Raw genomic sequence first — 12,725 nt, 5'->3', positions numbered from 1 at the left:
CAATGATTTAGCAATATTAGGAGTGAATAGCACTAAGCAGAAAACCTAGTTCTAGTAACTTATACTATTGGCAGTGTGCGCACTGCAGTTTATAGTACAAAAATTATGAAAGTCGTATTTAAAGCACATGAAGAAAAGTTAGAAATTAATGATAAGAACTTTGATCATCACACTATGAGATCCATTGTAGAGGACTCTCTAAATGATCAAAGAAAAGAGTTAATTGAGAGAATTTTAGACCAGAGGATTTCAGGTTTAAGTGTGATTTTGGAGAGCTTGGGAGATCTTGGAAACCTGCAAGCTATCTCGAGAACTTGTGATAACTTCGGTGTTCAAAAATTAGAAATCATTGAAACAAAAGGTCCAATGAAGTGGACTAATAGAACATCTCAAGGGGCCCACAAGTGGGTCACAATGCAGAAGTGGTATGAAACGAAAGACTGCTTACAATATTTCAAAGATAGAGGAGTACAAATTGTCTCAACTGCTTTTAGTGATAAGGCGATTCCTTATACTGAAGTAGATTTTACTAAACCCACCGCTCTTTTAATGGGGAATGAGTCTTTTGGAATTTCTGAAGTTGCAAGAGAGATGAGTGATGTAGAGTGTATTATTCCAAGCTATGGTTATTCTCAATCTCTAAACGTCTCCGTGGCCGCGGCAATAGTGATAGAGCATGCTACTAGTCAAATACGAAAGGCTCACCAAGGTGGAGGAGATTTTAATGAAGAGCAAAGGGAGTTCTTTAAGAGTTTCTTTTACTTTCAGGCGAATCAATACTCAAGGGCGTTAATGAGAGAACACTTCAAAAAAAAGGCCCTGTAGTCAGGGCCCTTTGATTTAATTAGCTGTTTTACTAAGAGAGAGTAGCTCTTTTGCGATGATCATAATCATAACTTCATTAGTTCCAGCACCAATTTCGTTAAGTTTATTATCCCTCATCATTCTTTCAACAGGGAACTCTCTTGAGTAACCATAACCACCGTGAAGCTGAATAGCATCCAGGGCAATCTTTGTGGCCATCTTTGGGATCTGAAGCTTAACTTGCGCGGCAACCATTGGTCCCTTCTTCCCATCATCATATTCTTTAGCAACAGTGTAGAGGAATCTTCTCATCATCTCTGTTTCAGTTGCCATTTCTGCAATCATTTTTTGGATCATTTGGTAGTTACCTAGGCTCTTACCAAATTGCTCTCTTTCTCCTGCATACTTAACACATTGATCAACACAGGCCTGAGCAATACCAAGAGAGATACCCGCAATAGTAATTCTCTCTAGCTCAAGGTTCTTCATCATGTGATAAATAGAGTCACCTTCGTTTCCAACAAGAGCACTGTGAGGAACTTTACAGTTATCAAAAACAAGCTCGCCCGTAGGGGAAGCTCTCATACCCATTTTATGAATTGGCTTTCCTATTGAAAAACCTTCAGCGCCTTTTTCTACAATGAAAGTTGAAAGGTTCTTTCTCTCTTTCCCTGTTCTTGTGTAAACATACGCAACGTCTGCATACTCTGCGTTTGTGATCCACATCTTAGTACCGTTTAAAAGATAGTGATCATCCTTCTTTTCCGCTTTTGTTTGAATACCAACTGCATCGGAACCATACTCAGGCTCACTCATTCCCATACAACCGATATGTTCACCGGAGATGAGCTTTGGAAGATATTTTTCTTTTTGCTCTTCAGAAGCATTGTTTTGAATATTGTTTACGCAAAGAATAGAGTGGGCGAGGTAACTTAGTGTTGATGATGCACAAGCTTTTCCAAACTCTTCCATGACTATTGTTGCTGCGACAGCACCCATTCCAGCACCACCGTACTTTGGATCGGCAGTAATACCAAGAACTCCAAGTTCTCCCATTTTTCTAAAGGCTTCAATGTTGAAGCTTTCTTCTGTATCGTGCTTCTCTGCTACAGGAGCAAGTTCTCTGCGAGCAAAGTCAGCGCATAATTCTTTTATCTGTTTTTCTTCTTCAGTAAAAAACCACATGAGTAATCCTTTTGATCTAAGGTCTATTTATTGAGTGTCTTCAATGACTTATTGTGAATTTGACGCAACTTTTATACCAAAGCAGATAAAACTCTGACAAGTTTTGTAGCCTTGCCCAAATTCTATATAAAAGATGCTTTACATCATTTTAAACAAATTGATAGAATTTTAAGGGTTTAAGGAAAAATCATGGAAGATATTAGCACAGACACGAGGTATTCATTGAGTCTAACGACACCTGTGACTAGAGATGCGGACGCAGTATTTCCTGGTGAGAATTGGTTTCTCTACTGGAAGACTTCGTCATCACTTTGGAAAACTAAATTAGAAGAATTTAGTAAGAGTGATAAAGTTTTGGTACCAGTCAATTGGTCATTTCACTCCGACACTGGGGATAGTTACGATTTTGCGGAATCAAAGCCGGAAACAGATTTAAAGAAATTATTCGATATAGCATGTGAAATAGGTAAAGAGTTAATCTTTCTTATGCCACTAACTCCCGTTCCATTCTTGGCCAATGGTGGAGTGCCGCATTTACTGGCGCGCTCAATTGCTCTTAATAAAGAGGGGATGGCCTATGGAATAATTGATAACGAAGAAAATATCAATAAGCTCTACTCCTTTTATGACCCAAGAGTTTTTCAAGCCTACTCTAAATTTTGCCACAGGTTTGGGCAGTATATTTCAAAGAGCGGAATCTCTTCTGATGTATATGGATATATTTGCGGAAACTTAGAAAATGATGAGTTCGTAAGTTACTTGGATGATTCATCCAAAGTTTTCGAGCAAGCATTCAGTCGCTTTCTTAAGGCGAGAGCATTAAAAGAGAGCAATGAATTTGCGGGAATAAACTCGATTGAAGAAGAAGTAATTGTTAAGAGAGAGTTTACTGAAACGATTACTTCTCTCTATTTGGAATCTCTTTCTGAGGGCGTTGGTGCAAATTGGGAAGGTGTTCTAAAATTTGCCTTTCTTGGCGGTTCATTAGAGGACCTCTTGAGTCGAATGAGTGCGAATGATTTAAACTCTAAGTACTCTAACGATATTTCAAAATGTCTTTCTAAGGGTGTGATCCCTTCTTCAATTCTTCTTCCTTTTAGAAAGAAGAAAGGTGTTCTGGGGAGGCAGTTGAGCGAAGTTGTTGAGGCAACTTATCTTAATCAAAAAATTTCTGAAGACGATATATATGAAAGTGAGGGAGTTCAATTTAGAACTCTTAATATATTTAACTTAGTTCGTTTTGAGGAAGGCTCTAAGATTTGGAGTGGGTTGGGATTAGTAGAATCTCTCAATGACGAATTCTATAGCTGTTTCTCTTATCTTGAGAAAGACTCCTTTCATTGGAAAGAAGGGCGAAACGTTCTAGATCAATTCTTCTTTGTTCAAGGGGGAGAGTTGATTGAAAGTGACTTTCGAACAATATTAAAAATCTTTATGAATGGTGGAAAGGTTATTTTGGATAACTCTGACCTCGATGCTCAACTGGTAAGAAGACTTGAATCTTTCTTCTTGGAGAATAATTTAGAAGTTGAAAAAGTAAACTTCCTCACTGATGTGACTTATGCTCAATTAGGAGAGGGGAAGTTAATCGTTTTTAATGGTGAAAAGCTTCTCTCTAGAGGGAGGGGTGAAAAAGTTAACTTCTGGAAGAAGCTCATTGGAACTTTTGAAGTACAGCATATTTCTGTAGAAGTTTCTGAGAGTGTAGAGGTCTTTTGGAGAACGAGAAGTTCTTCTATTAATGAGCTTAACTATGAAGAGGTTAGAAGGCTTAGTATTTATAATCCTACTAGCTATAAGAAAAAGGTTAAGTTTAAGTTTGCAAAGAACTTTGCACTCTTAAAAATAATTGATGAATATAACTGTGATCTTTCAACGCAACCACATGAGATTCAGGGAGAGCTGCTACCAGATGGTTCTTTCAGTATCGATTTTGGTGTTTTCTCTTAAGGTGAAAGTATGGATAAGCTAATTGCAATTTATAGATATAAGAACCCATATAACGAATTAGAGCAATCGAAAGGCTCTTATTATTTATTGCATCTACTAACTGATGAAGGTGCTTTAAAGCCAGAGCTTATGCATAGATATTGCCAGGAGTTTGATGTCGATAAACCGGAAGGTGAAGTTGGCTTCGGTCCATTTGAAAGCGTTGATGAAATTACTAAGTTCTGTTTTCATATCAGTGAAGACCTGAGACTTCCATATATTGGGCTTCACTCTATGGATGAATTTAATACAATTCTAGAGGAGTCTTCAAAAGTAAGTGATCTTCTTGAAGCTTTAAGTAGCGGTGGAAATATCTTAGAAAATATTTCAATAACTCAGAGAAAGACTTTCTTGCAGAGAGTGTTCGATCGAAATTAAAGTAGAAGAAGACGTTGTAAGTCTTTAAAATTACTAGTATCGTCCAGAAAAATTAAGGTTCCACATACTTATATTCTTTTTAATTTTTGCTAAAATTTTACCCAATACAGTTTCGATTACAGGGAAGTTATGGAAGCAAAAATTATCTACTTTGACGAAAATATAGAAAATCATTTACTACTACAGGGATCGATTAGAGATCAATTTAATGTAACGCCGATTAATCGACGAGAGGTTTTACTTGGTGAACTCAGTAAGAGAAGTGACATTGATCTTATTCTCTTAGATGATAGCGATGTTAGTGGTGGCTTTTTTGAATTTCTAAATGACGTTCTGATAGCGATAGATAAAGAGCAAGTTGCTCTCATTTTAATTTCGTCTAGAGATTCAGTTGAAAATAGAGTTAAGGCCTTTGATTATGGAGTTGATGATTTTCTTACTAGGCCAATTACTGCAAATGAATTAAACGCTAGACTCTCTAATAAAGTTGAGAAATATAAAAAGACAAGTGCTCTAGAACTAGAGTTTGGAAATTTAAGTATTAGTATTAGTGATCAGAGAGCTCTGATTGATGGTAGGGATACTTGTTTAACTCCTATTGAATTTTAAATCCTATTAACTCTTGTAAGAAACCCAGATAGATTACATTCAAAAGATGTTCTCGTGAAATCTCTTTGGGCCGGTGGTCACTATGGTAAGTCTAAGGCCATTGATACTCATATTTGTAACTTAAGACGAAAAATTAGAGGTGCTAGTCACACAATCAAGTCGACAAAAGGAAGAGGCATTGGACTTGCCAAGGCCTCTGTAGAAAGGTTTATTTAATCATTTTTAGTTGTGCACTAATGGCCTTATGGTCTGAACTATAAAGGTCATTGTGTACTTGTGAATCTAGAACTTGTAAGTTTTTAACGAAAATAAAATCTAAGATAAAACCAAACATCTTTTTTCTAGTATCATTCTTAAATTCAACTTCTTTCATGCCCACTTCTTTCGTGATCTTCTTTAGAAATAATTGCTTTTCAAGAGTCCAAGTATTGAAGTCTCCCGCAAAAACAGAAGGTCCATTGTGCTTCTTAATGATATCAGCTGCGTCTTGTAGTTGAGAGTGCAAAGAGAGAGAAGAGACAAAGTTAATAGCATGAATATTAACGACTAAAAGCTCTTTTTCTGAATTTTTGATAGGGTACTTTGTAAAGAGAGTGATCTTTGGAGTAGAGAGAACTGGTTCTCTCTTCTTACTTCTTAAAAACTTTTGCCACGTTGGTTCTACTTTAGACCCAGTTGCAACTCCCGTTCTCTTACCATCTTTCTTATACATAAAAGAAGTCGCGCCCGTAAATGACACACCCTCAGTGTGAGAGAAAATATTTAAAACATTCTCTGTTGTTAGCATTTCTTGTAAAAGAAATAGGTCGTAATCTTTAATTACTGATTTAAACTGACTGTCCCAGCCTTCTTTCTTGGCCTTATATATATTCCAAACAAAGACATTGAATGCTTCACCATTGATAGAATCTTGCTTTGAGCTTCCATAGTTAGTTAGAACTTTATCATCTTTAGGAACCTCAACTCCAAGCCATGCGTAGGTAGTGAGTTGTGATGCTAAGAATACTGCTAGAAATAGAATGGCCTTTTTCATTTTATCCTCTATAAAAGGTTCGTTCATAGTTTAACGAAAGTTTAAGGTAATTAAAATAATGTTTTTTAAACTTGCGTAACGTCTTGTTAATTGATTCAATTAGATATGGAAAAAAAGAAAATATTTCTCTTAGATGATGAACAGGACATGCTTGATACAATTTCAGAAATTCTCCTTAGAGAATTTGATGTTGTTACCGAGAGCAATTGTCTTAAGGCGATAGATATTTTAAAGGTCAATAAATTTGATGCTATTCTCTTAGATATCAATATGCCAGTAATGAATGGATTTTCTGTTTATAAAGAAATTTCAAAATATATAGATTTAAGAAGAACGACAGTCATGTTTCTCTCTAGTATTACCAAGGTTGAGACGAAGGTCGAAGGTCTTGAGCTTGGTGCCGATGACTATATAATTAAACCAGTATTATCGAGAGAGCTACTTGCTAGAGTAAAAAATAGAATAAATAGACTCGAAAAAGAAGCTCCAAGTGTCTATCAATACGGCTCAACTAGGTTGTCTGTTGACTCGCAAAGGCTTGAAATCCATGGGGAAGTTGTGGATATTACGCCAACTGAATATAAGATTCTTCACTGTCTTTGGAAGAATGTTGGGAAAATGGTCTCGAAGAATGATCTCTCTCAGTCTGTGTGGGGCGTCTCGGATATTGATGCTCATACAATTGATAGCCATGTATCAAATCTTAGAAAGAAGCTCACTGAGCCAGAAGTTGAAATTTTAGTGGCAAAAGGGCGTGGAATTACACTCAATTTACGAGTGTAATCTTTGCTTGGACACTTGTGTAAACCCTTAATAAGAGTTATGTATTCCCCTTACAAAACTATAATTGGGGAATCGACTTGGCCAAGAAAGAAGTCTCACTATATTCACTAACCCTAGAGGAATTGAGAGAGTATCTCAAAGAGCAGGGCTTTGCTAAATTTGCAGCAGATCAAGTTTATAATTGGATCTTTAAGCGCTATGAGTTTGACTTTGATAAGTGGTCAAATGTTTCAGGTAAAATCAAAAAACACTTCGAAGAAAATTTAGATACCTTCCTTCCAAAAGTCGTTTGGAATGGATTGAGTAAAGATGGAACAAGAAAATTCCTCATTGGAATGAATGACTCAAATACTGTTGAAGCGGTGGCCATTCCTGCAAAGAATAATAGACTTACTCTTTGTGTCTCTTCGCAGATTGGATGTGCTATTGGTTGTACATTTTGCCACACAGGTACAATGGGACTAACAAGACATTTAACAACAGGTGAAGTTGTTGGACAGTATCTTGCCGTTACAAAGTGGTTACGAGAGAATGTTGACGAAGAGGCGAGGCTAACAAATATCGTCTACATGGGACAAGGTGAACCTCTTCATAATTTTAATAATGTAAAGCAGGCCACGAAAGTCTTTATGGAAGAGAAGGGGATTGGTCTAGGACAAAGAAAAATCACTCTTTCAACTTCGGGACTCGTTCCACAAATTGAAAAGCTTCAGGACTTTCCTCCTGTAAATGTGGCGATTTCTCTACATGCTGCTCACAATAATATTCGTACAGAGTTAATGCCTATTAATAAGGCCTATGATTTAACGAGGCTTTTTGAGGCCATTAGAAAAATTCCTCTAAAGGCCCATCGTTGGATTACTTATGAATATATTCTCATTGCAGATCTTAATGATAGAGTTGAGGATCTTGATGGCTTGAGTGATCTCTTAGATAAGAAAGTTTCTAAAGTTAACCTTATTCCTTTTAATGAATATCCAGAGTCTAAATTTAAGAGACCAAGTGATGAAAAAATTAAGTGGTTTCAAGATGAACTAAATAGAAGGGGTTATATTTGTACGACTCGTACAACGAAAGGAACTGATATCTTAGCAGCTTGTGGTCAGTTAAAAAGTGAGCACGATAAGCTCAATCTCTGGGCCGATTAATTCGCTTCAGATGGGTCGAACGGCCATGGTTCGACCTTAGGCTTCTTCGATTTAGAAGAAGGCTTTCTCTCTGATGAAGGACTTCTATCCTTTTCAGGAGCGATATCCTCTTCAGAAGCAACATCTCTATCTGGAATAACTTCTTGTTCTACTTCGTATTTAGATTCCCAGTCTCCCTTAATAATTACTTGACCTGAATGGTCGGGATGTCTGGAGATTTTAATATCTGGCGCTTGATAAGACTGCGCAGACACAGTAAATGCCATCATAAATAGAATTGTTGTTAGAATTGTCTGTCTCATAATGACTCCATATTCAATTTCTCAACTATTTATCGTCAAATTCGTAAAAAACATTAGGGAAACTTTTGTGTTAAGTTTACGGAAGCTATTGTTTTTGGGAAGATATAAGGAATTAATAATTTTTCCAAGATGGAGAATTCTGGTGCAAACAAAAAACAGGGCAGTTGTTGGAATCCTTTTAATGGTCTTCCTATTCTTTGTAATTTTAATGGTCTTTGCTACTTTCACAGTAAAAGTCTTTAATGATGAGTCAAAGGTCTTTGACTCTCAAAATAAAAGAGGTCAAATAGCAGTTATTGAAGTCTCGGGTCCTATAATGCAGGCCAAGGAAACTGTAGAGCTATTAGAAAAGGCCGAAAAAGATAAATCAGTTAAAGCAATTATTCTAAGAATTAACTCACCGGGCGGTGCCGTTGGTCCTACTCAAGAAATCTATGAAGAGATAAGAAGAATAGATAGCGCTTACAATCCAGAGGATAAGACCGCTAGTGGAAAGCCAATCTATGCAAGTTTTGATGCTATTGCAGCTAGTGGTGGATACTATCTAGGGGCAGCAGCTAGAAAGATTTACGCTTCGCCAGGAACTTTAACAGGTTCCATCGGTGTAATTATGAACTTCACAGATCTCTCTAAGGTTTTTGAGTACTTCAAAGTTAAACAGACTCCAGTCAAAGCAGGGAAGTATAAAGATATTGGTTCTCCTCATAGATCAATGACAAATGAAGAGTCTGGATTGATGAATAAGATGATTCAAGTCGTTCACAAGCAATTCATGAGAGATATTGAGGCCACGAGAAAAGAGAAATTAACTAAAGAGATTTTAGAGTTGGCACAAGGGCAAATATTTTCTGGAGAGGAAGCTAAGGAGCTAGGTCTTGTAGATGAGCTTGGAAGTCTTTGGAAGGCGGGAAGAGATATTCATAAAGAGTTAAACCTAGAGGGAGAGTTTGCTCTAAAGTATATTAAGAAAAAGAAGAAGAGCGGATTTTGGGACCTTGTAGATAACCTTGATCAAGCGACGACAAATATTAGGCTTAGTACAATGGTTAACTATATGCCGATGTTGATTTTTGGAAAATAGGAAATAGGTTTGGAAATATATTTAGAGTGGATTCAAGAATACCTTTTGGCCATTGTTGCAGTGGTTATTATGGTTATTCTCTTCTTTCATTACTTAGTTGAAAAAGATACTGGGGTAAAGCTTTCAAAGAGATATCGAAACTCCATTTTTGAAGCACAGTCAAAAGTCTTCTTAAATGCAACTCAATATCTAATCTCTGGAAATAAAGACCTCGCCATTAAAGAATTTTTAAATGCCGTAGATATTAATAGGGAAACGATTGAAACCTATTTTGCATTGGGTGGGCTATTTAGAAGTAATGGTGAAATAGAGAAGGCAATTAGTATTCATAGATCTTTAATCGCTAGAGAAAATATCTCTGAGTCTCACAGGCTTAGGGCCCTTAAAGAGCTTGCCATTGACTTTGATAAGGGTGGCTTTGTAGATAAGGCAGTAGAGACATATAAAGATGTTCTTAAAATAAATAGAGACCAATTTGAAGTGATTCAATCTCTTTGTAGAATCTATGAAGATGTTGAGGATTGGGATCAGGCCTATCACTATAGAATTATGCTCTCTAAAGTTGGACATAATAATCAAGCAGAGACGATCTCACACATACTCGTTCAAAAGGCGAGAATATACTTCGAAAAAGGTGAGTTCGCTAAGAGTAGAGAAGACCTAGAGGATGCATTTAGATTTGCGCCATCAGTTTCCGCTAAAATATTGAGACTTAGAGTTCAACTTCACGATGGGAATCTAGAACAAGCTAAATTCTCTCTATTAGAACTTTTAAAAGAACATCCAATGTATGCCTCTTTTATCTTTGAGTCACTTGAAGAAGGATTTAAAGGGGAGGAAGCCGAGCAAGAGCAATATAGCACTCGACTAACAATGCTTAGAGATTACTTTTTAGAGTTAGATGATTCAGAGTTTTTAAATTCACCGTCAGTGATCCTTTCGAAAGTCAGACTGCTGAAGTCTAGAAATATGCTAGAAAAGGCCTATGCTATAATGGAGCCGTGGGTAAATAATCACCCTCATAACTCTCAGGCCATCTATAGTGAGTATATTAAGCTCTTAATTGATCTTGGAAAAAGCGAAGAAGTTGTTAAGTATACTAAAGACTTTTTAAATAGTTTCCACCAGTCACTTACTAAGCACTATTGTAATGAGTGCGGATATAACTCTGATGAAATCTTTTGGAGATGCCCTCAGTGTCATTCATGGGAAACAATTCAGTTTAGATGGAAGGTTTAAAGTGAAAGCGTTAGCTATTGCATTGTCCATTTTATTATTATCGATCAGCACCTTTGCTCAGGGTCAGGATCAGAAGAAAGTTCTAGATAAGGTGATGTATGTAAATCAACTCTTTGCTCAGGTTCACAAGAATCCTTCTAAGCACTCTATCTATTTAACGACGACAGAGTGTGGCCATCCAGTAAAGGTGTACAAGTTAGTGTCTAAGAGTAATGCGAGAGTCTTATTTAATAGAACTTGGAAAATTGTAAAAGTAGGTTCCTATGATGGATATATGAATGGAGACTACTTGAGTTCAACCAAACCAAAGTGTTTTCAAGATAAGTATCCTAAGTTTTTTGACTCCCTAGATTTAGAAATTACAGATATGTTCTACTGGGGAAAGCTATATGACCAATATGTGACAGGTCAATCGAGAGCAAATTAAATGAAGATTACTTTAATCATATCTATTTTCCTAATGAGTATCAGCAGCTTTTCTGTAGAGAAATCTAAAGAGGAAAAGGAAAACGAGTTAGTTGATTTCTCAAAGATAAAAGACGTTATCAAAAGTGATGGGTTAGAGGAAGCTGCGAGAAAGAAATCTCTAATTGCTTTAGAAAAGAAGAAGAAGAGATTAGAGAAAGATCGCGCAAGATATAATATTCCTAATGAAGAGGAATTTTGGCCTTTTATCAGTGAGTTTTGGCTCATAAAGAATGCTCCTGTTCTAATGTGGAATGTTAAAAAGCCAGATTATGGATTAGACGAATCTTTTGAACAAGTTCTAAAGAATATTGGTGTCTTTGGAATTAAGTTTAGAATTCTATTGGTTGATTCTCCTAATGTCTTTCACTTTGGTCTACCTTATAAGAAGAATGAATACCTCTTTCTCTTATCTATTCCTTTTATTAGAACGATGGATTTAACGAAATTAGAGATCTCAGTACTTCTATTTGAGAACTATCTAAGAGTAAAGCAGGGTCTATTCAAAGAAATGGCCATGACTAAAGAGGTTCGCTCAGCACTGGGGACAAATTTTCAAAATAAGAAATTAGATCCTAATATGCTCAAGAGTATCTTAAAGAAATATGATCAAATTGTACTTAGTGAAGGCTTTAATTTTAAACAACAATTCTCTGTGACAAAAGAAATGGAAAAGGTTCTAAAGAATAACTTAAAGCTTTGGAACGCTTATTTCTCTCTTCTTAGAAAAGTAGATAAGCTAGTTAAGGAAAACACACTCTACGAGCAGTATGTAAAGATCTATCCATCTCCTGAATTACAAATTAATTGGTTAACCCCTAAGTGATATGCAAGAGAAGTTAGCACTAGAGGAGAGAAAGAGATTTCTTATTCACCTCTCATTTATCATTTTCTTTTTCATTCTTAATTGGGCAATTTTTCTCATTGTCTCGTCTGTTGTGACTTTCTTTCACCTTCAGCTGGGTCATTCTCTCAATATTGTTGAAAATTGGAACTTTGATCAGGGATGGGAGATCACTTCTTTAGTTAAAGTGATTTCTTTCTTTGTTATTATAAAGTTTATATCTATTCGCTCTACATCTAGAAAGCCAATGAGAACTTTCTTCATAGATCACTATAAGAATGTGAGTAGCCCTCTTTTTACTTTAATTATATTTAACCTAGTATTTGCAATTATTTTCTTAAGACCAGTGATTGCTCAAAGAGTAACTTTCGAGCTTTTTAAAGTCTTTTCATCTTATTTAGGTTCTATTATTTTTATTTTCTCGGAAGTGATCTTTCTCTTATTTCTTCAAAATGTTTACAAAGTATCAAGTAAGAAGAAAATCATAGAGACTATACTCTTTGTCATTCTAAGTTATTTAGTGAATGTGAATGTCTTTACTCACTCTCAATATTCCTTATCGTCTCTTCCTTTCTTTCTTCTGCTTTGCTTTAGTTCATCCTATTGGTCAAAGGGAAGTTGGAGTTATCCTTTATTAGTATTAGTTATTTTTATCGGACCACTAATCAGTTTATTGGGGATTGATTTTATTTGGGGGAATGAGTTTTCATATTTGATTTCTTCAAGTGATCCAGGACCGCTTTTATTTACATCTCTCTTGTGCGTGTCTCTCGGTTATATGTATTTTTGTCGAAGGAAAAAGTCTGATTCTCTAGATCAAGTATAGCATTGCCGGTTGCAGCTTTAATTTAACAGTATAAAATAT

The 12,725-nt window shown here is 36.0% G+C and carries 15 protein-coding genes; 12 read left to right on the top strand and 3 right to left on the bottom strand.

Going from position 1 to position 12,725, the window contains the following annotated elements; translation table 11 throughout:
* The first annotated feature begins 105 nt into the window (after positions 1-105).
* Complete coding sequence (locus BMS_RS13095; RefSeq protein WP_052590694.1) at positions 106-825, top strand: TrmH family RNA methyltransferase; 720 nt, start codon at positions 106-108, stop codon at positions 823-825.
* A gap of 15 nt (positions 826-840) precedes the next feature.
* On the opposite strand, the gene BMS_RS13090 is transcribed toward BMS_RS13095, so the two are convergent.
* Positions 841-1,989: an acyl-CoA dehydrogenase family protein gene (locus tag BMS_RS13090; protein ID WP_014245299.1), complete on the bottom strand. Its 1,149-nt coding sequence runs from the start codon at positions 1,987-1,989 to the stop codon at positions 841-843.
* Positions 1,990-2,178: 189 nt separating this feature from the next.
* Between BMS_RS13090 and BMS_RS13085 the strand changes: the two genes are divergently transcribed.
* The 4 genes from BMS_RS13085 to BMS_RS17440 all read left to right on the top strand — a co-directional run bounded on the left by BMS_RS13085 (position 2,179) and on the right by BMS_RS17440 (position 5,181).
* Positions 2,179-3,939, top strand: a complete 1,761-nt coding sequence (locus tag BMS_RS13085) for a hypothetical protein (protein ID WP_014245298.1) — start codon at positions 2,179-2,181, stop codon at positions 3,937-3,939.
* Positions 3,940-3,948: 9 nt separating this feature from the next.
* A complete protein-coding gene (locus BMS_RS13080; protein ID WP_014245297.1) occupies positions 3,949-4,356 on the top strand; it encodes a hypothetical protein in 408 nt (135 codons plus the stop codon).
* A 129-nt stretch (positions 4,357-4,485) separates the two neighbouring features.
* Positions 4,486-4,965: a response regulator transcription factor gene (locus BMS_RS13075; protein ID WP_044557612.1), complete on the top strand. Its 480-nt coding sequence runs from the start codon at positions 4,486-4,488 to the stop codon at positions 4,963-4,965.
* Entirely contained in the window at positions 4,966-5,181 is a 216-nt protein-coding gene (locus BMS_RS17440; protein WP_083885992.1) for a helix-turn-helix domain-containing protein, read from the top strand.
* Here the strand turns inward: BMS_RS17440 and BMS_RS13070 are convergent.
* A complete protein-coding gene (locus tag BMS_RS13070; RefSeq protein WP_014245296.1) occupies positions 5,174-5,998 on the bottom strand; it encodes an endonuclease/exonuclease/phosphatase family protein in 825 nt (274 codons plus the stop codon). The genes BMS_RS17440 and BMS_RS13070 overlap by 8 nt on opposite strands.
* A 105-nt stretch (positions 5,999-6,103) precedes the next feature.
* Between BMS_RS13070 and BMS_RS13065 the strand changes: the two genes are divergently transcribed.
* A complete protein-coding gene (locus tag BMS_RS13065) occupies positions 6,104-6,781 on the top strand; it encodes a response regulator transcription factor (protein WP_014245295.1) in 678 nt (225 codons plus the stop codon).
* 77 nt (positions 6,782-6,858) lie between these two features.
* Positions 6,859-7,929 carry a 23S rRNA (adenine(2503)-C(2))-methyltransferase RlmN gene (gene rlmN / locus BMS_RS13060; RefSeq protein WP_014245294.1) on the top strand — a complete coding sequence of 357 codons (1,071 nt, stop codon included), beginning with the start codon at positions 6,859-6,861 and terminating at the stop codon, positions 7,927-7,929.
* Here rlmN and BMS_RS13055 read toward each other — a convergent pair.
* The gene (locus BMS_RS13055; RefSeq protein ID WP_014245293.1) at positions 7,926-8,231 is read right to left on the bottom strand and encodes a hypothetical protein; all 306 of its coding nucleotides are present in this window, start codon (positions 8,229-8,231) and stop codon (positions 7,926-7,928) included. The two genes, rlmN and BMS_RS13055, sit on opposite strands and share 4 nt — an antisense overlap.
* 142 nt (positions 8,232-8,373) lie before the next feature.
* On the opposite strand from BMS_RS13055, the gene sppA reads away from it, so the two are divergent.
* From sppA to BMS_RS13030, 5 genes are read left to right on the top strand one after another with little or no spacing between them, the layout of a single operon-like run.
* On the top strand, positions 8,374-9,312 hold the full coding sequence (gene sppA / locus BMS_RS13050; RefSeq protein ID WP_052590692.1) for a signal peptide peptidase SppA: 939 nt from the start codon (positions 8,374-8,376) through the stop codon (positions 9,310-9,312).
* Between the two features lie 9 nt (positions 9,313-9,321).
* Positions 9,322-10,551 carry a hypothetical protein gene (locus BMS_RS13045; RefSeq protein WP_014245291.1) on the top strand — a complete coding sequence of 410 codons (1,230 nt, stop codon included), beginning with the start codon at positions 9,322-9,324 and terminating at the stop codon, positions 10,549-10,551.
* 1 nt (position 10,552) lies between these two features.
* Positions 10,553-10,978, top strand: coding sequence for a hypothetical protein (locus BMS_RS13040; RefSeq protein WP_014245290.1), 426 nt, complete (start codon positions 10,553-10,555; stop codon positions 10,976-10,978).
* Complete coding sequence (locus BMS_RS13035) at positions 10,979-11,842, top strand: hypothetical protein (protein ID WP_014245289.1); 864 nt, start codon at positions 10,979-10,981, stop codon at positions 11,840-11,842.
* Between the two features lies 1 nt (position 11,843).
* Positions 11,844-12,686, top strand: coding sequence for a hypothetical protein (locus BMS_RS13030; protein WP_014245288.1), 843 nt, complete (start codon positions 11,844-11,846; stop codon positions 12,684-12,686).
* Positions 12,687-12,725: the final 39 nt, after the last annotated feature.

It is taken from the genome of Halobacteriovorax marinus SJ, from assembly GCF_000210915.2.
Taxonomy (GTDB): Bacteria; Bdellovibrionota; Bacteriovoracia; order Bacteriovoracales; family Bacteriovoracaceae; genus Halobacteriovorax; species Halobacteriovorax marinus.
This window is presented reverse-complemented; position numbering and strand designations above follow the sequence as displayed.

Coding starts and splice junctions, on each gene's coding strand:
- BMS_RS13055 (WP_014245293.1), bottom strand. CDS start 8,231: ATGAGACAGACAATTCTAACAACAATTCTATTTATGATGGCATTTACT.
- BMS_RS13030 (WP_014245288.1), top strand. CDS start 11,844: ATGCAAGAGAAGTTAGCACTAGAGGAGAGAAAGAGATTTCTTATTCAC.
- BMS_RS13080 (WP_014245297.1), top strand. CDS start 3,949: ATGGATAAGCTAATTGCAATTTATAGATATAAGAACCCATATAACGAA.
- BMS_RS13090 (WP_014245299.1), bottom strand. CDS start 1,989: ATGTGGTTTTTTACTGAAGAAGAAAAACAGATAAAAGAATTATGCGCT.
- BMS_RS13065 (WP_014245295.1), top strand. CDS start 6,104: ATGGAAAAAAAGAAAATATTTCTCTTAGATGATGAACAGGACATGCTT.
- BMS_RS13070 (WP_014245296.1), bottom strand. CDS start 5,998: ATGAAAAAGGCCATTCTATTTCTAGCAGTATTCTTAGCATCACAACTC.
- BMS_RS13035 (WP_014245289.1), top strand. CDS start 10,979: ATGAAGATTACTTTAATCATATCTATTTTCCTAATGAGTATCAGCAGC.
- BMS_RS13085 (WP_014245298.1), top strand. CDS start 2,179: ATGGAAGATATTAGCACAGACACGAGGTATTCATTGAGTCTAACGACA.
- BMS_RS13075 (WP_044557612.1), top strand. CDS start 4,486: ATGGAAGCAAAAATTATCTACTTTGACGAAAATATAGAAAATCATTTA.
- BMS_RS13095 (WP_052590694.1), top strand. CDS start 106: ATGAAAGTCGTATTTAAAGCACATGAAGAAAAGTTAGAAATTAATGAT.